Annotated in this window: 15 protein-coding genes; 6 read left to right on the top strand and 9 right to left on the bottom strand. The window is 71.6% G+C overall.

Features of this window, described 5'->3' with window-relative positions:
- Positions 1-2: 2 nt before the first annotated feature.
- The 3 genes from ACH4U7_RS06155 to ACH4U7_RS06145 all read right to left on the bottom strand — a co-directional run bounded on the left by ACH4U7_RS06155 (position 3) and on the right by ACH4U7_RS06145 (position 4,071).
- Positions 3-1,166, bottom strand: coding sequence for an ARPP-2 domain-containing protein (locus ACH4U7_RS06155; RefSeq protein ID WP_398526799.1), 1,164 nt, complete (start codon positions 1,164-1,166; stop codon positions 3-5).
- Positions 1,163-2,587, bottom strand: a complete 1,425-nt coding sequence (locus ACH4U7_RS06150; protein ID WP_398526798.1) for a hypothetical protein — start codon at positions 2,585-2,587, stop codon at positions 1,163-1,165. Before ACH4U7_RS06150 ends, ACH4U7_RS06155 begins: the two co-directional genes overlap by 4 nt.
- Positions 2,588-2,787: 200 nt before the next feature.
- Entirely contained in the window at positions 2,788-4,071 is a 1,284-nt protein-coding gene (locus ACH4U7_RS06145) for a sensor histidine kinase (protein WP_398526797.1), read from the bottom strand.
- 311 nt (positions 4,072-4,382) lie between these two features.
- Here ACH4U7_RS06145 and ACH4U7_RS06140 point away from each other — a divergent pair, with 311 nt between their 5' ends.
- On the top strand, positions 4,383-6,596 hold the full coding sequence (locus tag ACH4U7_RS06140; RefSeq protein WP_398526796.1) for an MMPL family transporter: 2,214 nt from the start codon (positions 4,383-4,385) through the stop codon (positions 6,594-6,596).
- Positions 6,597-6,686: 90 nt separating this feature from the next.
- Here the strand turns inward: ACH4U7_RS06140 and ACH4U7_RS06135 are convergent, their stop codons facing one another.
- Entirely contained in the window at positions 6,687-7,289 is a 603-nt protein-coding gene (locus ACH4U7_RS06135) for a winged helix-turn-helix domain-containing protein (protein ID WP_398526795.1), read from the bottom strand.
- Positions 7,290-7,651: 362 nt separating this feature from the next.
- Here ACH4U7_RS06135 and ACH4U7_RS06130 point away from each other — a divergent pair, with 362 nt between their 5' ends.
- From ACH4U7_RS06130 to ACH4U7_RS06110, 5 genes are all read left to right on the top strand, one after another.
- Positions 7,652-8,023 carry a 5-carboxymethyl-2-hydroxymuconate Delta-isomerase gene (locus ACH4U7_RS06130; RefSeq protein WP_089506248.1) on the top strand — a complete coding sequence of 124 codons (372 nt, stop codon included), beginning with the start codon at positions 7,652-7,654 and terminating at the stop codon, positions 8,021-8,023.
- 84 nt (positions 8,024-8,107) lie between these two features.
- Positions 8,108-8,344, top strand: a complete 237-nt coding sequence (locus tag ACH4U7_RS06125) for a hypothetical protein (protein ID WP_398526794.1) — start codon at positions 8,108-8,110, stop codon at positions 8,342-8,344.
- Between the two features lie 83 nt (positions 8,345-8,427).
- Positions 8,428-8,877, top strand: a complete 450-nt coding sequence (locus ACH4U7_RS06120) for an SPW repeat protein (RefSeq protein ID WP_385622494.1) — start codon at positions 8,428-8,430, stop codon at positions 8,875-8,877.
- A 272-nt stretch (positions 8,878-9,149) separates the two neighbouring features.
- Positions 9,150-9,965, top strand: a complete 816-nt coding sequence (locus ACH4U7_RS06115) for a carbon-nitrogen hydrolase family protein (protein WP_398526793.1) — start codon at positions 9,150-9,152, stop codon at positions 9,963-9,965.
- 98 nt (positions 9,966-10,063) lie between these two features.
- Entirely contained in the window at positions 10,064-10,552 is a 489-nt protein-coding gene (locus ACH4U7_RS06110) for an inorganic diphosphatase (protein ID WP_398526792.1), read from the top strand.
- 115 nt (positions 10,553-10,667) lie between these two features.
- On the opposite strand, the gene ACH4U7_RS06105 is transcribed toward ACH4U7_RS06110, so the two are convergent.
- The 5 genes from ACH4U7_RS06105 to ACH4U7_RS06085 form a co-directional block, all read right to left on the bottom strand.
- On the bottom strand, positions 10,668-12,581 hold the full coding sequence (locus tag ACH4U7_RS06105) for an ABC transporter ATP-binding protein (protein ID WP_398526791.1): 1,914 nt from the start codon (positions 12,579-12,581) through the stop codon (positions 10,668-10,670).
- Between the two features lie 137 nt (positions 12,582-12,718).
- Entirely contained in the window at positions 12,719-13,933 is a 1,215-nt protein-coding gene (locus tag ACH4U7_RS06100) for a sugar ABC transporter permease (protein WP_398526790.1), read from the bottom strand.
- Positions 13,930-14,712, bottom strand: coding sequence for an ATP-binding cassette domain-containing protein (locus ACH4U7_RS06095; RefSeq protein ID WP_398526789.1), 783 nt, complete (start codon positions 14,710-14,712; stop codon positions 13,930-13,932). The genes ACH4U7_RS06100 and ACH4U7_RS06095 overlap by 4 nt, the downstream gene beginning before the upstream one ends.
- Before the next feature lie 5 nt (positions 14,713-14,717).
- On the bottom strand, positions 14,718-15,821 hold the full coding sequence (locus tag ACH4U7_RS06090) for a sugar ABC transporter substrate-binding protein (protein ID WP_398526788.1): 1,104 nt from the start codon (positions 15,819-15,821) through the stop codon (positions 14,718-14,720).
- A gap of 34 nt (positions 15,822-15,855) precedes the next feature.
- Complete coding sequence (locus ACH4U7_RS06085) at positions 15,856-18,300, bottom strand: SpoIIE family protein phosphatase (RefSeq protein WP_398527008.1); 2,445 nt, start codon at positions 18,298-18,300, stop codon at positions 15,856-15,858.
- Between the last annotated feature and the right edge of the window lie 635 nt (positions 18,301-18,935).

The raw sequence follows: 18,935 nt of genomic DNA, 5'->3' as shown, positions 1-18,935 counted from the left end.
TCTCATGTGGCCGCGCGCCGCGCCGCCGCGCGGTAGTGGTCGCGTATGTCCTGGCGCAGCAGTGCGCCGAAGCCCGCGTGCTCGATGCGGGAGGCCAGTTGGTCGAGGGTCACGCCCTGGGCGTCGGCCGTCGCCTCCAGGTGCCAGTCGTGGGCGGCGAGGAGGGTGAGCAGATGGCCGCGGCGGACCTGCGCCTCCGACAGCCGGAAGGTCTTGAGGTAGGCCAGGCGCCCGTCCTCGTGGGTGATGGTCTCGCCGATGTGCTGCTCGGTGTTGCGATGGAAGGGCGGCAGAAAACGGGACAGGGCGAAGGGCCCCATCGTGCGGACGCGCTGGCGGGTGTACGACTCGTCGAGCAATCCGCCCGCCATGGTGTGGTCGTGGAACTCCGCCCACTCCCGCTGATGCCGGGCGGCCTCCGCCCGCAGCTCGGCCAGCGAGCCCACCGCGCCGTCGTCGATCCGGGCCCGGAACTCGGGGACCGGGCCGTGCAGCGTGGTGTAGTGGTGGATCAACTCGCCGAAGAGGTCCAGGACCAGCGAGGGGTGCAGGGCGCGGTAGTCGTCGGGGTGCGGCACGACAAAGGCGGCGGCGAGGGCGTCGGCCGCGTAGACCATGACCCCGCACTGGCCGGGGTGGATCTCGAAGACCCGCAGCGCGTCGCGCAACCCCTCCACCTCGGCCCCGACATACGCCTGCTCGACCCGCGGCGACAGACCGCGGCTGACCGCCCGGTGCGACCACTCCTCCCACACCACCGCGGGGCCGCCGAAGTGCAGCGCCAGATAGCCCTCCAGGGCCAGGTGGAGGGGGAGAAAACGCACCCGGTTCTTGTCGACGCGGCGGGCCATCCGGCGGTGGAAGCGCAGCGGAACGCACGCGGGGCGCGGTCCGTCGGCGTCCCGCCGCAGCTGGGTGCCGTAGGAGGACGCGGGGGTGCCGTCGTCCGTCCAGTTCGCCACGTAGCCGTGCGGGATGTACGAGCAGTACGCGGTGCGCCGGTCGACCGCAACGGCCGCGAAGTCATCGCCGTACAGCCGGTCGTCCAGGCGCAGATCGGTGATCGGCTCCTCCCGCGCCAGCGGTACAAGACGGATCGCGCCCCACACCTGGGAGGGCAGTGCGGTCAGGCCCGTGAGCGCCACGAGCGTCGTGTCCTGGCTCATCCCTCCACCGCCAAAAACCGCCGTACGCGGGCGTCCACATGCGTCCACAGCTCGGCCGCGCGGGTGCGGCCCTCCGCGAACTGGGCGAGCTCCACCAGGGCCGGAAGGTCCTCCGCGTCCCGCACCCCGACGGTCGGCACCTCCCGCGCCAGCCGCCGTACGTCGAAGTCCTCCGCGTCGTACACCGGGTTGAGGTGGACCACACTGGTGCGGCCCTGGGGGTCAAGGCGGGTGCGCCATATTCGCAGCACCTCGCCGGCCAGGCCGGGCGGCGCGTTGTCCCAGCCGTCGGAGACGATGACGAGCCGGTCCGGGCGGTGCTCCAGCGCGTCCAGGACGCGGGCGCCCAGCGGTGTCGGGCCCAGCGGATACATCAGCAGCGCGTCGGTGCGGCCGGACAGCCACAGCGGGATCAACTGGCCCGCCAGCGCCTCCAGCAGAAAGTGGCAGGCCAGCGCCACCGCCAGCGGGCGGCGCCGCTTCTGCGCCGAGCCGAAGGCCGAGAAGCTGTCGTCCAGCACCGCGGCCACCCGGCCCCAACTGCCCGCGCGCGGGCCCGCGGTGCGGCGCGCGGCCGACCGCAGCGCGGCGGTCAGCTCCTCGCGGCGGCGGACCCGGTCGTCCAGGGGGAGGGAGAGGACATAGCTCGCCAGCCGGGTCAGGGGCATGGCGGCCAGGTCGCCGACCACCGCGTCCGCCCGGTGCTCACGGGCCGACTCCTGGAGCCGCAGCCGCTCCAGTCGGGTCAGCCGTGGGGCGATCCGCTCCAGGAAGGCGCCCCGATCGATGCCGTGCTTGACCGCGAACCCCTCGGCGACGGTGTACGGCAGCTCGTACAGCGCGCTCTGGGTGTAGTGGGCGCGGCGCCAGGACTCGAACAGAGGGGTGGAGAAGCCGGCCTTGCGGGTGTGCGGCGCGAAGAGGAAGAGGCCCATCTCGGTGTCGAGCGGCAGATGGGCATGGCGGGCGGCGGCCTTGACCCCGGCGCGGTACTTGACCGCGTCGAGCGCCGGTTCGGGGCGGGCCGCCAGCCAGTCCCGCATGATGGCCCGGGTGCGGCGGTTGTTGACCCCGGCCCGGCGCAGCTCGCGGAAGAGCCGGTACACCCGCTGCGGCGGAAGCAGGGCCAGCCGCCCGGCGATCAGCCGCCCCTCGGTGCGGCGCTGCTCGGGCGACGCCTCGGAGGCGGTCTCCAGCAGCCTGCGCACGATCAGTGCCGCGTTGTGGTGGTTGATGTCCAGCGCGAGCGTCGCCGCGTACAACTCCCGGTAGTTGCCGAGCACATACGCATGCAGGAAGTCCAGCGACATGCGCTGCTGCCATCCGGCCGAGCGGAACTCCCGCTGTCCGGTCGAGGTGATCGCCGCGTTCACGAACAGCAGCAGGTCCTCGGCCGCCACGAGGTCGGTCTGGTTCTCCATCTCGGGTCTCCTGGCGGCAAAGGTGTGCGGGTGTCGGCCGGGGAATGGGGGCACGAGCTGCGAATCATCGCTTAACAGGCGGGTTCCGGAAGTCGCACCGGAGTCCCGCGGCCGACTGTCGCACGCTAACACCCGTGTCGTACGCTCCGCCCCCCGGTTTCCGGCTCCCTCAGGCAGCAACGGGTTCGGGCAGCGACTCCTCAGACGGTGGGGCGCTGGGCGGAGAGCCGGCAGGGTATCTCGATCGTCGCCATCGTCGGCCCGCCGACCGGGCTGCTGATCGCCATCACCCCGTCGAAGGCGCCCAGCCGCCGCTGCACCCCGCTCAGCCCCGAGCCCTCCGAGGCGGACGCCCCGCCCTCCCCGTCGTCGGTCACCGCGATACGCAGGGCGCCGACGTCGCTGTCGTGGTGGATGTCGATCCACACCCGGTCGGCGCCGGAGTGCTTGGCCGCGTTTGTCAGCAGCTCGCTGATCGCGAAGTACGCCGCCGTCTCGACCGGTTCGTCGGTCCGCCCCGGGAGGTCCACCTCTACCTCCACGGACAGCGGCATCCGCAGCGCCAGGGCCCGCACGGCATCGCCCAGGCCCCGCTCGGCCAGCACCGGCGGATGGATGCCGCGGACCAGGTCGCGCAGCTCGGCCAGCGCCTCGGCGGAGCTGGCGCGGGCCGCCGCAAGCAGCTCCTTGGCCTTGGCCGGGTCCTTCTCCATCAGCGCCTCGACGGTGCCCAGGCTCATGCCCATGGCGACCAGCCGGGCCTGTGCGCCGTCGTGCAGATCGCGCTCGATACGGCGCAGCTCGGCGGCGGAGGTGTCGACCGCGTCGTGCCGGGTCTCGGTGAGGTGATGGACCCGCTCGGCGAGCGTCATCCGCGGTGTGGGCGAGAGAAAGGCCCGGCCGACCAGGAAGTGCGCGCGCAGCAGTATGGGGGAGGTGAAGACGCCCATGACGAGGAGGCCACAGCCCAGCAGAGCGGCGTAGTCCGCGGTGGCCTGGGAGGTGACCGGGACGAACCCGTACCAGTAGGTGCCCGTCGCGCCCACGATCGGATGCCAGGTGCCCAGCGCCAGCACCCAGCCCTCCAGCGCGTACGGCATCGGGGCGCAGGCCAGCAGCGCCGTGACGGCCCCGGCGGTCATGTCGACGAGCAGCCACAACAGGTCCCGCCAGGTCGCCGGGTCCCTCAGCAGCAGGGAGCACTGCTCCACCACGCCCACGAGCCCGCCGCGGCGATCGGGAGGCAGGGCGCGGTACGGCAGGGGGATCTGGACACCGGACCAGCGGGCGGCCAGCAGCCGTCGCTGATTGGCGTGCGCGCGCACGAGAGCGAGCAGGGGCGGGGTGGTGAGCACCCCCACACCCAGGGGGATGAAGGCCAGGGACACCACCGTCAGGACGAACAGCGTGATCGACCCGGCCAGCGAGGCGATCGCGAGCACCAGCCCACGGGCGGCGGCCACCAGCGCCTTGCGTACCCTCATCGGACATCTCCCTGACACCGCTCCCGCGGGACCCGCGCCGGGGCCCGCGCCCGGCGCGGGACGCTCCCCATCGCCGGACGGTTCAAGTCTGGCGGACCCGGCCGCCCCGGTCACTCTGCCCTGCCCCCGTCCCGGGGTATACCTAGCCCCACCCCCGGGACTCTCCTTTTGCTTCAGCGGATTGGGGACTTGTGCGGCTGGGGCGCGAGCCCGCCGTTTTCTAGCGTCGATGACGTGACCTCAACAGTCCTTTCAGTCCGTTCAGTCCTGTCTGTTCCGGTCAGGACTCACACCTCCCGGGGGGAGACGCCATGAGCGCAACGAGGCGGGGCCTCGCCGTACGGCTCGGCGGGTGGAGCACCCGACACCGCAAGACCGCGATCATCGGCTGGCTGCTGTTCGTCGTGGTCGTCGCAGTCATCGGCGGCATGTCCGGCATCAATGAGATGACCAACTCCGAAGGCGGGACGGGCGACTCGGCGCGCGCCGAGAAGATCCTGGAGGACGCCGGGCTCAAGGATCCCGCCGGCGAGATGGTGATGCTGCGCAGCGCCGAGCCGGACGGCTGGCGGGATGCGGCGGGCGACCTCACGGCGCGGCTGGAGAAGACCGGCGAGGCGGTGCGGGTCCAGCCGCCGGTGCGCTCCGAGAGCGGCCGGGAAGGGCTGATCAGCTTTGAGATGAAGGGCGACGCGGACACCGCGGGGGAGCGGATCGAGCCGGTGCTCGACGCGGTGAAGCAGACCGAGGCGGCCCATGAGGGCGTCCAGGCGTACGAGGTCGGCGACGCCAGCTTCGCGCACAGCCTGGACGGCATCCTCTCCGGCGACATGAAGACGGCGGAGCTCACGGCCGTACCCCTGGCGCTGGGCATCCTGCTGGTGGTCTTCGGCGCCCTGGTCGCCGCGCTGCTGCCGGTCTTCCTCGGGGTGACCGCGTGCATCGGCACCTTCGGTCTGCTCGCGTTCGCCAGCCACAAGCTGCCGATGTTCTCCAGCACCCAGTCCGTGATGTTCCTGGTGGGGCTGGCCGTCGGCGTCGACTACTGCCTGTTCTACCTGCGCCGTGAGCGCGACGAGCGGGCCGCGGGCCGGGACCCCGAGACCGCGCTGCGCATCGCCGCGGCGACCAGCGGACGCGCTGTGCTGGTCTCCGGCATCACGGTCATGCTGGCCATGTCGGGCATGTTCCTGTCGGGTCTGCTGCTCTTCAAGGGCTTCGCGGTCGCCACGATCCTGGTCGTCTTCACCGCGATGCTCGGCTCGGTGACGGTGCTGCCCGCGATGCTGTCCTGGCTCGGCGACCGGATCGACGCCGGGCGGGTGCCGCTCCTCAACGGCCGCCGCAAGAAGGGCGTCCACACCAGCGGCGGTATCTCCGGCCGGCTGATGAAGCCGGTGCTGGCCAAGCCGGGCCTGTTCGCCGTCATCGCCGGCGCGCTGCTGCTGGCCCTGTGCGCCCCCGCGCTGGGGATGAAGACCGAACAGCTCGGCATGGAGAAGCAGTTCGGCAAGGACTCGAAGCTGACGGTGGCCTTCAAGGAGATCACCCAGTCCTTCCCCGGCGGCCCCGCCCCGGCCGAGGTGATCGTACGGGCCGGCGACGTCTCCTCGCCCCGCTTCCAGGGCGCGGTGGCCGACCTCAAGAAGAAGCTCGCCGCCTCGGGCGAGTTCGGCAAGACCGTCAAGGTCGAGCTGCACAAGGGCGAGGGCGTGGCGCGTATCGAGGTGCCGCTGGCCGGAAACGGCTCCGACAACGCCTCCAAGCACGCCCTGAGCACCCTGAAGGACGACATCGTCCCGCAGGTCCTCGGCCCGGTCTCGGACAAGGCGTACGTGGGTGGCGAGACGGCCTCGAACGTCGACTTCAACGACCAGCTCTCCAGCGACTTCCTTCCGGTGTTCCTCTTCATCGCGGCCGTGACCTTCCTGCTGATGCTGGTCTGCTTCCGGTCGCTGCCGATCGCCATCGTGTCGATCCTGCTCAACCTGCTGTCGGTCGGGGCCGCGTACGGCACGATGACCGCCGTCTTCCAGCACGGCTGGGGCGCGGAGACGATGGGCATGGAGCCGGCCGGGGCGATCGAGTCCTGGATGCCGCTGTTCGTCCTGGTGATCCTCTTCGGTCTTTCGATGGACTACCACGTCTTCGTGGTCTCCCGGATCCGTGAGGCGCATGAGCGGGGTCTGTCCACCCGGGAGGCGATCCGCGACGGCATCCGGTCCACGGCGGGCTCGATCACCGGTGCGGCCGCCATCATGGTCGCGGTGTTCGCGGTCTTCGCCCTGCTCCAGATGCAGGACATGCAGCAGATGGGCATCGGTCTCGCGGTCGCGGTGCTGGTGGACGCCACGCTGGTCCGGATGGTGCTGCTGCCCTCGGTGATGGCGCTGCTCGGGGAGCGCAACTGGTACCTGCCGCGGGCGCTGTCCTGGCTGCCGCGCCTCGACCACGGCGGGCACGGCGAGGAGCCGCTGCCGCCCGCGGCCCAGAGCCACCAGCCGCCGGTGTCCATCGGCCGCTGACCTTCCCGCAAACACCAGCCCGCCGCGCCGGATCAGGCCGTGAGTCGCCTGACCCGGCGCGGCGGGCATCGCGCTGTGGCGTCGGGGGTCTCAGGCGGTCGGCACGTACTTGTAGCCGACCCGGCGGACCGTCACGATCGTGCCCCGGTGCTCGGGGCCCATCTTCCGCCGCAGCCGGGCGACATGGACGTCCACGGTCCGCCCGTCGCCGACATGGCCGTACCCCCACACCGTGGTCACCAACTGGTCGCGGGTGTGTACCCGGTGCGGATGCGCCACGAGATGGGCCAGCAGCTCGAACTCCAGATACGTCAGGTCGAGCGGCCGCCCGGCGACATGAGCGGTGCGCTGGTCGGGGTCGATCCGTACGAGCTCGTCGCCCGTGACCGCGCCACGGTCCCCGGTCTGCCCGCCCGGCCCGGCCTGGCCCGCCGCCGGGGTGTCGGCGGCCGGGACGAGCACGAGATAGCCGACCATCGGCGGCTGCCCGGGGAGCGAGGGCAGCGTATGGGCGGGAGCGGGCAGCCAGGTGGCGCCGGGATGCAGCAGCTCGGCGACCGGCGGCACCTCGTCGGGCGCGACGGCGCGCAGCCGCTGTCGGTGCGGATGGGAGTGGGGGTGCGGGTGACGGCCGGGAGTGGCGGCCGGGGAGGCGGAGGTGGAAGGAGCGGACAGACTGCGGACGTTCGTCATGGGATTCGGCTCTTTCGCGCTCAAGGGGCGTCGGTGGACGTCGTGCGCGCGGGCTGGGCCGCCGGGGATCACCCGGGAGCAGGGCGGCTGAGCGGTCGAAGGACGACGTCAGCGGCCGAGCGAGCGGGCCCGCGCATGCGATGCGCGGCAACACTCGCGGTCGAAGTGGTGCGCCTGCCGGGACGGCCAGAACGGCTCGAGGTCGAGCGGACCCGTCGCGGCGTTATGGAGGCTGACCATAGGCATATTGAAGCAGACGAGCGGCCCCCGGCGCTCGTCCCGGTGGCGTAGTGCGACGATGCCCACGTAACGGGTCCGCGCGAGCGCGGGCCCGCCACGACCCCGTAAGGAGCTCGTTCCCCATGCCGCACATCGTCGTCGAGTACTCCGACACCCTGACCGATGCCCTCGACCGGCGCGCCTTCGGCCTCGCCCTGCACCCCGTCGTCGCCAAGACCATCGATACGCAGGTCGCGGGCTGCAAGACCCGGTTCCGCCGGGTGGAGGACGCCGTTCTGGCCGACGGCGCCCCGCACCACGCCATGATCCACATAGAGGTGGCGATCCTGTCCGGCCGGGATGCCGAGACCAAGAGGGAGCTGTCCGCCGCCGTGCTGGAGGTCGCGCGTGCCCATCTGGCGCCGGTCCCGGGGCTGACCGTGCAGACCACCGTGAATGTGACCGACCTCGACCGCGCCTGGTACGCCAAGGACGAGCAGGTCTTCCCGGCCTGATCAGGCCGGGAGCAGGCTCTGAGCAGGCTCTGAGCAGGACCTGAGCAGCCCGACTGGCCCGACTGCCCGGACTGCGGGCGCCGGATGGACCATCTGCTCACCGTCGACAGCGCGGAGTTCGACGGCGGGTCCGCGAAGACCTGGCTGCCCGTCGAGGACCGGCCGCCCGTGGGAGAGATCCGGGACCTCCCGCACGAGCAGCGGAAAGCCGTGCAGCGGGCCCCGGGGCTGATGATCGGCGATATGGGCGGCGTGTACGTGAACCGGCTGCTTCGCGGGCATAACCACTTCCTCGCGGCTCAAACAGACATCTACCTATAAATCAAGGTGAGGCGCACAATGGTGGTGCGGCATAGCGCCGCACTGCGCGGTCAGACTTGCATGGATCGAAGGAGGCGAGTCGTATGGCCGACGTCTCACGCCACAGGAGCGATATCACGCGCCACCCCGATGTCACCGAGATGCGCGAGCGCTACGCACGCATGCTCGGCGCGAGGGATGTTGTCTTCGTTGATGGGCCGGTTCTCCTGGCCGGTCTCTACTTCGCCATCTCTCCCTGGGTGGTCCACTTCTCGGGCACCCGCCCCGACCTCACGGTCAACAACCTCATCCTGGGCATCAGCGTGGCCCTGCTGGGCGTCGGCCTGACCACGGCGCCGCGCCGGATGTACAGCCTGTGCTGGGCGATGTCCGCGATCGGTGTATGGATGATCATCTCTCCCTGGGTGGTCACACGGTTCCCCGACGCCGGAATGATCTGGAACAACGTCGTTGTCGGCGCCGTCACGTGCGTCCTCGGACTGGTCGCGGCGGGGGTGTTGATGCGCACCGGCCGCGAGGCGCGCGAAGTGTGAACCGACAGGTGCATTGACAGGTGAAACGGCAGGTGAATTGACGAGGGCCGGCGGCCGCATGACCCCATGGGCTATGCGGCCGCCGGCTGTCATCTGAGGTCTCTCCGCTGACGAACGGCCAGTTCCCGTCCTGGACCGAAGGGGTGGCGCCCTCGAGATACGGCCGAGATGCGCGGGCCGCACAATGAGCGCACCCCCGGGGCGTCACGTACACACCCCTAGGGACCACTCGAGGCTACGTCCAGGGAACAGGGAATGAGGCAGATCGCGTCATGCGCATTGCACTGAGCCAGATCGTCAGCGGCCCGCGCCCGGAGCGGAACCTTGCCGTCCTTCGGGAGCAGGCACACCGTGCCGCGGCGGCCGACGCCCGTTTGATCGTCTTCCCCGAGGCCGCCATGGCGTGCTTCGGCACCCCGCTGGGGCCGCTCGCCGAGCCGCTGGACGGGCCGTGGGCCACCGAGGTGCGGCAGATCGCCAAGGACACGGGTCTGGTGGTCGTGGCGGGGATGTTCACCCCGGCGCGCGATGGCCGGGTGGCCAACACCCTGCTGGTCACCGGTCCCGGGGTGGAGACCTCGTACGACAAGATCCATCTGTATGACGCCTTCGGTTACGCGGAGTCCGACTCCGTCGCGCCCGGTTCCAAGGTGGTGACCTTCGACCTCCAGGGCCTCCGGATCGGCCTGGCCACCTGCTACGACGTGCGCTTTCCCGAGCTGTTCCGGGCCCACGCCGACGCCGGCGCACATCTCTCCCTGCTGCCCGCCTCGTGGGGCGCGGGGCCCGGTAAGCGCGAACAGTGGGAGCTGCTGATCCGGGCGCGGGCGCTGGACGCCACCGTCTGGCTGGCCGCCGTGGGCCAGGCCGACCCCGCGGCCACCGGCACCCTGGAGGCCGACGCGGCCGACCCGACGGCCCCCACCGGCATCGGCCACAGCGCCGTGGTCGGCCCCGACGGGACGGTACGGCAGCGGCTGGGGGCGACCCCGGGGCTGCTGGTGGCGGAGATCAGCACCGACGAGGTGACGGCCGTCCGGCGCAAGGTGTCCGTCCTGGCCAACCGGAGGCTCGGCCGGAACGTATGACGCCCGGAACATATGACGTACGGGCTGCCCGTACGGCGCTCACGGCGCACACTGGAAGCGCGCGCCGGGCGCGCGGGTGTCCGGGGGAGGAGGTCGCGATGGAATTCGACGTCGTCGTGGAGATCCCCGAGGGATCGCGCAACAAGTACGAGATGGACTTCGAGGCGGGGCGGATCCGGCTGGACCGGATGCTGTTCACCGCCACCAAGTACCCGGCCGACTACGGCTATATCGACCACACCCTGGGGCGCGACGGCGACCCGCTGGACGCCCTGGTCACGGTCGGTGAGCCCACGTTCCCCGGGTGTGTCATCGAGTGCCGGGCCATCGGAATGTTCTGCATGAGCGACGAGAAGGGTCCGGACGAGAAGATCCTGTGCGTCCCGGCCCACGATCCGCGCTACGCCGATGTGCAGGACATCGGCGATGTCTCCGAGTTCGACCGGATGGAGATCACCCACTTCTTCGAGGTCTACAAGGACTTGGAACCCAGCAAGTCCGTCGAGGGCTCCCACTGGGAGGGCCGCGACCGGGCCTACGCGGAGATAGCGGCCTCGCGGGCCCGGGCGGCGGAGTCGGCCCGCTGAGCCAGCCCGGGACGGCTGACCCAGCCCGGGCCGGCTGAGCCAGCCCGGGCCGGCTGAGTCAGTTCGGGCCGGCTGAGTCAGTTCGGGCCGGCTGAGCCAGCCCGGGACGGCAGAGTCAGCTCGGGCCGGCTGGGGCGTCCGGGGTGGTGCCCCGGTCGTTCTGAAGGGCCCACAGCTCCCGGAACAGCCCGGGGGAGTGGACCAGTTCCCCGAAGGTGCCCTGCTGGATCACCCGGCCGCGGTCCAGGACCACGATGCGGTCGGCCACGGCGACGTTCGCCAGGCGGTGGGTGACCAGGACGACCGCGCGGTCCTGCGCCAGCCGCCGCAGCCCCGCGAAGATACGGTGCTCGGCGCGGGCGTCGAGGGCGCTGGTGGGCTCGTCCATCACCAGCAGTCCGGCGGGCCGGTGGAAGGCCCGCGCCAGGGCGATCCGCTGCCACTGACCGCCGGACAGCTCCACCCCGCCCCACCACTGCCGGGCCAGCAGGGTGTCCAGGCCGCTGCGCAGCCCGTCCAGGACCTCGTGCGCCCCGGAGTGCACGGCGGCCTCCCGCACCGCCTCGTCGCCGCCGTGCGGCTGGCCGAGGGTGATGTTCTCGCGGGCGGACAGCGGCCAGTGGGCGTAGTCCTGAGGGACGACCGCGGTGTGCCGCCACAGCGCGTTCGGGTCGAGGTCACCGGTCTCGGCGTCGTCCCAGGTCACCGCGCCGCCGGTGGGCAGGTAGAGACCTGTGAGCAGCTTGCTCAGGGTGGTCTTGCCGGAGCCGTTCTCGCCGACCAGGGCGAGGACTTCGCCGCGCCGGACCTCGACGCTCACCTCGTCCAGGGCCGGCGCGTCCGACTCCGGATAGCGGTAGGTGACCGACTCGGCCCTGACCACCTTCGGGGCGGACGGGATCCGGCCGCCGCGTCGCATCCGGTGGCCGCCCGCCTCCTCGATGAACTCCGCCCAGTCGTCCAGATACAGCCCGGTACGGAACAGCCGGGTGCCGTATCCGACCATGCCGCGCAGCGAGGAGCCCACCGTGCGCAGCGCGAAGACCGCGGTGCCCGCCGAGGCGACGGACATCCGCCCCGAGCTCAGGAGCAGCGCCAGCGCCGCCCACACCAGCCCGGAGGCGACCCCTCCGGCCAGCGCGCCCAGCACCGCGAACCGCGCCCCGCGGTGGGCTGCCCGGTCGGTCGCGGCGTCGACCCGTGCGCCGATGGCGCGGTAGCGGTCGAGCAGGAAGGTGGCCATGGTGCCCGAGCGCAGCTGGTCGGCGATGTCCTTGTCGACCATGTACCAGCGGAGCAGCCCGAGCGTGCGCCGCTCGGCGCTCATCGCCCGCGAGGTCTCGTAGTGCACCCGGGCCGCCTTCATCCCGGCCACCCCCTGCGGCAGCGCGGCGAGCAGCAGCAGCGGCAGCAGCGCCGGGTGCAGTACGGTCACCACGCCCGCCGCCGCCACCAGGGAGGCGAGGCAGGCCGTCAGCTGCTGGGACTCGATGATCAGATCCTGGGCCACGACGGCGCCCCGGTCGGCCGCGTCCCACTTGTCGTTGAACCCCGGGTTGTCGTACGCCGCGAGCTCGGCGTTGATCGCCGAGTCCAGCATCCGCATCTCGGCCTCCCGGGAGATCCGGGGGGCGAGTCTGGTGGAGATGTTGGATACGGCGATGCCCAGCAGGGCCCGTAATCCGGCCGCCCCGGCCAGCACCGCGAGCGAGGGCAGCGCCTCCTGGACCCGCTCGGCCATATGCCCTGAGGAGATCAGCGCCGTGATGGTGCCGGTGGTGGCCAGCAGCCCGAACGCCTCGAAGAGCCCCGACAGCACCTGGCACAGCACCAGCCCTACCACCGCCCTGCGGTCCACCTGCCACGCCAGCACCAGCGCCCGCCGCACCAGCTGCGGCAGTCTGCGGGCCATGGAGCGGCTGGTGATCGGGTTCCGCTCGAACGCCGCGAGCGTGGCCGACCGGTACCGCAGCTCCTCGGCAGGCTGGTCGGCGGGCTGGGCTGCCATCGACCTGGGCTGGGCTGCCATCGATCCCCCCTTGTCGCCGTGCGTCGGTCCCACACGCTGCCGCACGGCCCACCGCGCCGCCCGGCATACGGCGCGCATCCACCCGAACGGGGCACGGCACGGCCAGGCCGCCGGGCGTCAGGCCCGGCCACCGGGCGTCAAGCTCGGCCGCGCGACTTCTGGGAGCGCCGGGAGAGCGAGTCGAGGACGACCGCGGCCAGCAGCACCCCGCCGGTGATCATGAACTGGAGGGCCGACTCGACGCTCAGCAGGGCCATTCCGGAGGAGAGCGACTGGATGACCAGGATGCCCAGCAGCGCGCACCAGGTCCGGCCGTGCCCGCCGAACAGGCTCGTACCGCCGATCACGGCCGCCGCGAGCGCGTTCAGCAGCAGGATGCCGGTGCCGGAGGGCTGGCTCACCGAGGTGATCCGCGAGGCCAGGAACAGCCCGCCGAGCGCGGCCATCGTGCCGGACACCATGAGGACCGAGATCCGCACCCATGTCACCCGCACCCCGGCCCGGCGGGCCGCCTCGACGCCGCCGCCCAGCGCGTACACCGTGCGGCCGTAGGGCGTGCGGCGCAGCAGCACATCCAGGGCGGCGACCAGGACCACGAAGATCAGCAGGGCGAGCGGCAGACCCTGGAACTGGTTGAGCACATAGGCCGCCGCGAACGCGACCACCGCGATCGCGGCGGTGCGCACCACGATCTCGTGCAGCGGCCGGTACGGCATCTCCGCGGCCTTGCGGCGCCGCCGGTCGCGGTACGCGGCGAGGAAGAAGGCGGCCGGGCCGAGCGCCGCGAGGCTGTACGCGGCGGCGATGTCGTTGAAGTAGTAGCTGGTCAACTTGGCGATCAGGCCCTGGCTGTCGAGATTGATGGTGCCGCTCTGGCCGAGCAGGTAGAGGGTGAGGCCGTTCCAGGCCAGCAGCCCGGCGAGGGTGACGACGACCGCCGGTACGCCGAATCTGGCGAAGAAGAACCCGTGCAGGGCCCCGATCAGCGAGCCCAGGAGCACCGCGAAGATCAGGGCGAGCCATTCCGGCAGACCCTCGTTGACGGCCAGCACCGCGAAGACGGCCGCCGCCAGCCCGGCGACCGAGCCGACCGACAGATCGATCTCCCCGATCAGCAGCACGAAGACGATGCCGACGGCGATCAGGCCGGTTCCCACGATGTCCACGCTCAGATTGGACAGATTGCGCGGGGAGAGGAAGTTGTCGTTCAGGATCTCGAAGACCGCCCACAGCACGATCAGGCCGAGGCCGACCGGCAGCGCGCCCAGCTCCCCTTCGCTCAGCCGCCGCCGTATATCGCCCAGGACGCCCTTGACGCGCCGCCGGCCGGGCACCAGAGCGCGGCCGATCACAGCCCGGCCTCCCCGGGGCGGGGCGGACGGCGGGCATGGGAGGTGGCGCCGGTGATGGAGGAGATGATCTGTTCCTGGGACGTGGTCATCACATCGAAGAAGCCGTTGTTACGGCCCAGGCGCAACACCGCGGCCTGGTCCGCCACGGCCTTCACATCGCCCATGTTGTGGCTGATCAGCAGCACCCCGAGCCCGTGGTCGCGCAGCCGGTCCACCAGATCGAGGACGTGCGATGTCTGCTCGACGCCCAGGGATGCCGTGGGCTCGTCGAGCAGCAGCAACCTCGGCTCGCCGAGCAGCGAGCGGGAGATCGCGACGGTCTGCCGCTGGCCGCCGGAGAGCGTGGCCACCGGGACACGCACATCGGGGATGCGGATGGACAGGCTTTCCAGCAGACCACGGGTGCGGCGCTCCATCTCCACCTCGTCGAGGATGCCGAGCCTGCGCACCTCGCGGCCGAGGAAGATATTGCCGACGACATCGAGGTTCTCGCACAGCGCCAGGTCCTGGTAGACGGTCGCGATGCCCAGGCTCTGTGCATCGTGGGGGCGCCTGACCTGGACGGTGTGGCCCTGCCACTCGACGACGCCCTCATCGGCCGGGCCGACCCCGGCGATCACCTTGACGAGGGTGGACTTACCGGCGCCGTTGTCGCCCAGCAGGGCGACGACCTCACCGGTGTGGATCTCCAGATCGACGTCGGCGAGCGCCTGGACGGCGCCGAAACGCTTGGAGACGCCGCGCAACGCCAGCAGAAGCGGACCCGGCACGGTCACCATCTCCCCTACGGCATGAGCCCGGCCCTCTCACAGGCGGACCGGTACTGCGGGGTGCATATCTGATCAATCGTGTACATACCGTCCTTGACCACCGTCTTCTTGATGGAGTGCACGGTCAGCGGGATCGGGCGGAGCAGCACGGCCGGGACGCCGCCGCGCACCCGGTCCCTGGCGACGGGCCCGGGGCCCGCGCCGTGGGCCAGGGCGACGGCGATCTCGGCGGCCGTGTACGCCTCGGGCTTGAACGGCTTGTAGACGGTCATGTACTGCTCGCCGTCGACGATCCGCTGGATGGCCGCGAGCTCGGCGTCCTGGCCGGTGACCGGTGGGATCGGCCGGATGCTGTTGGCCCTGAGGGCGGCGATGACGCCGGAGGCGAGGCCGTCGTTGGCGGAGTAGACGCCTTCGATGCGATGGGGCCCGAGCGCGGCGATGGCGCCGGACATATCGGTGTAGGCGTTCTCCGGCCGCCACCCGGCCGCGTCGTACGACTTGTCGACCCTGACCTTGCCGGTGAGGACGGACAGCGCCCCCTGCTTGAACGCGACCCCGTTGGGGTCGGCCTGGTCGCCGTTGATCATGACGATCCCGCGGCCGTGCGCAGGATGGTGGCCCATGGCCCTCAGCAGCGCCCGCGCCTGGAGCCTGCCGACCTCCTTGCCGTCGAAGGAGACATAGGCCGAGATGGGGCCCTGAACGAGGCGGTCGTATGACAGGACCGGGATACGCGCGCCATGCGCCTTCTCGACCGCGGGGCGCATCGCCTTGGCGTCCACCGGGACCAGGACCAGGGCGTCCACGCCCCTGATGATCATCGAGTCCACCTGCTGCTGCTGGAGGGCCACATCGCCCTGGCCGCTGACGGACCGCACCTCGCAGTTGTGGCACAGCTGGTGGATCCGCCGCTCGATCAGGGGCCGGTCGAAACGATCCCAGCGCGGAGTGGTGCTGTCCGGCACGAGCAGGCCGATCGTCGGCCGGCCCGCGGTCGGGGGCGAGACGGGCCGTACGGCGGTGCCGGACTCGGCGGCCTTGCCGCAGGCCCCCAGCGCGAGGGCCAGGGACACCGCGGCCACGAGGACGACGGCATCGCGGGGACGACCTCTCACGATGGGAAGCACCTCCTCATCACACGCACATGGGCTATCCGGCGCCGTCCACAGCCCCGCCGTCCTGCGCCATGACGACCTCGCTCCACACCTGCTTGCCGCCGCTGACCGGCACCGAACCCCAGGTCGTCGACATCGCCTCGACCAGGAGCAGGCCCCGGCCGCCCGTCGACTCCCAGTCCACGAGCACCGGCTTGGCGGGCGCCCGCGGCGACGAATCGCTCACCGCGACCCGCAGCCGGTCACCGGCCAGCGTGAGGTCGAGCCTCACCGGGCCCTGCGTATGCACCAGGGCGTTGGTGACCAGCTCGGAGACCACGAGCAGGACCATGTCGGCCTCTTTGGACACGCCCCAGGAGCGCAGCGTGCGCCCGGTGAAGCGGCGCGCGTGCATCACGGCGTCGGGCAGCCGCCACACCGCCCAGCCGGCCCGGGTCGGCCGGACCTTCATCCCGTCGTAGCGCAGCAACAGCAGGGCCACGTCGTCGTCGCGCCGGCTCAGATCGCCCAGCAGCGAGTCGGCCAGCCGCCCGGCGTCGGACGGATCCGCGTCGGAGAGCGCCCCGCGCACCCGCAGCAGACCGTCGTCCAGGGGCAGGCTCGCGGACTCGACCAGCCCGTCCGTCAGCAGCGTGAGCACCGTACCGGGGGCCAGCCCGATCGCGGTCATGGCGTACTCCGCGTCGGCGAGCACCCCCAACGGCGGCCCGCCCTCGACCTCCACCTCCTCGGTGGAGCCGTCCGGGTGGCGCAGCAGCGGCGGCAGATGTCCGGCCCGTACGAACCAGGCGTCGCCCTCCTCCATGTCCAGCTCGACATAGGCGCAGGTGGCGAACAGCTCCGTCTCCATGCCGACGAGCAGCCGGTTGGCATGGTCGACGACCACGTCGGGCGGATGGCCCTCCACCGCGTAGGCCCTGATGGCCGTGCGTATCTGGCCCATGATGGTCGCGGCCCCGGCGCTGTGCCCCTGGACGTCGCCGATCACCAGCGCCACATGGCCGTTGGGCAGCGGGATGACGTCGTACCAGTCGCCGCCCACCTCGAGCCCGCTCATCGCGGGCAGATAGCGGGCCACGGCCACCCCGCCGGGGAGCTCGGGCAGCCTGCGGGGCAGCAGGCTGCGCTGGAGCATGGTGGCGAGCTCGTGCTCGGCGTCGTACGCATGGGCGCGCATCAGGGCCTGACCCACCAAGCCCGCCGTCGCGGTCAGCAGCGACCGCTCCTCCGGGCAGAACGCATGCGGCTCCTCCCAGCCGACCAGACAGACCCCGACCACCCGGCCCTGCGCCGGGAGCGGCAGGACGGCGAGGCCGCCGGCGCCCATGTCCGTGAGACCGGGCTCCAGGCTGCTGCCCGGGGGCAGCAGGGTGATCCGGTCCTCGCGCAGTGCGGTCTCCACCGTGGGCAGTACGCGGGTCGGCACATCGGGCCACTCCGACCGCCACTCGGACCGCCACATCCCCGGCCAGGCGCCCGGCTGCGGCGGGTCGAGGGCGGTCACCACCAGCCGGTCGCCCTCCAGCTCGGCGAGCGCCACCCGGTCGGCCCCCAGCGGCTCGCGCAGCGCGGCGGTCACCACCAGGCTGACGTCCCGGACGGTCATCGCGTTGGCCAGCGCCGCGGACAGCCGCTGTACCCGGGAGACCTCGTCGGCGGTGGGCCGCAGATACGAGGCGTCCGCCACCAGGCCCAGCAGCCGCTCGGGGGTACCCACGGCATCGCCCTGGATCCGGCAGCACAGCCGCAGCCAGCGCAGCTCGCCGGTGGGCCGGCGGATCCGGAACTCCAGGTCACGGCTGCCGAGACTCAGCTGACCAGGCTCGACGATGGCCATCAGCGCGGGCAGGTCCTCCGGCACGGTGTGTGCCAGCAGCGTCTCCACCCGTCCGTCGAACGCCTCCGGGGAGATGTCCACCAGGTCCAGCAGCTGCGCGTCCGCGTCGATCCGCCCGGTGTTCAGCACCAGGGTGAACGAGCCGACGTGAAGGTGGTCGAGCGCCGAGCGCAGCACCGACAGCGGCCCGCCCCGGTCCGGCACCCCGCCACCGGCGTCCTGGGCCGGTGCGCCCGCCTTGAGCTGGGCAGCGATCTGGTCGGCGTACAGCTCCAGGAAATTGCGCTGCTCGGCGTCGAAGCCGTCCCCGGGGTAGACCACGACCAGGCAGCCCAGCCGCCTGCCGTCCGCCCCCAGCGGCAGCGCGCCCAGCGACATATCGGCCGGGAGGGCCTGCGGGGCGTTCTCCCCGTAGGCGGCGAGCTTCTCGGAGGTCGACCACTGGGGCCGCCCGGTGCGGAAGGCGTCGGCGACGGGGGAGCGCCCGGACAGCGGATAGCTGATCGGCAGCCCGTACAGGGCGCGCGGACCGCCGGCCGTCTCGGTCAGCCGCAGCTCGTCGCCGTCCGCGGACAGTACGTAGACAGCCGTCAGCGCCGCCGTGGCGAACACCAGGGCCTGTTCCGTCACGGCGCGCTCCATCGCCGGCGGCCGGAGGCCGACACTGGACGCCCCGACATCCTGGTCCCTCCTCGGCCGCGTGATGTCCACTCCGGAGCCGCCTTGGCCGGCCATGTCGCCATTCCACCTCCTGGCCGCCCGTGTGCCACCCGCACACGTGATGGCGCTCACACAAACAGGATGGCATAGCCGCCACGGAACGAGTGGGGTCCGGCCGAACGCTGGTGATCTGCGGAAATGGATCTCCGGGAGGGATCTCCGGCAACGGATCTTCAGAAACGGATCTTGAGACGGGGGTCTTGAGACTTGAGCGGGGGTCCTGAGAGGCGGGCGGCAGAGCTCATATGCCTAACGCGCGCCGCACGGCATGCGCCGCCCGCGCCCCGTGAGCTGTAGAGCGCTGCGCCATTCAGGGTAATTCGCGGTCATCTCTATGGCGTAACCGCATTGACGGCGCGCCTACTAGTCGTACTGACCGGTGGGTTTTCCCATCTGCCGGGGGACGGCGACGCGTATGTGACGCAGCGTCAGTCGCCGTGATGAGCCCCCCTGGCACATGAAGCGCCGCTCCGCCCGGCTCAAGGCATCGCGCGGCGAAACACGGCCCACCAACACCCACAGCACGCAGCACGGAGGGCTCATCATGCCTAGTCCCA

Origin of the sequence: Streptomyces sp. NPDC020845, assembly GCF_044334165.1 — a bacterium.
Lineage (GTDB): Bacteria > Actinomycetota > Actinomycetes > Streptomycetales > Streptomycetaceae > Streptomyces.
The sequence above is the reverse complement of the archived record's forward strand: the minus strand, read 5'-3'. Positions and strand labels throughout refer to the sequence as shown.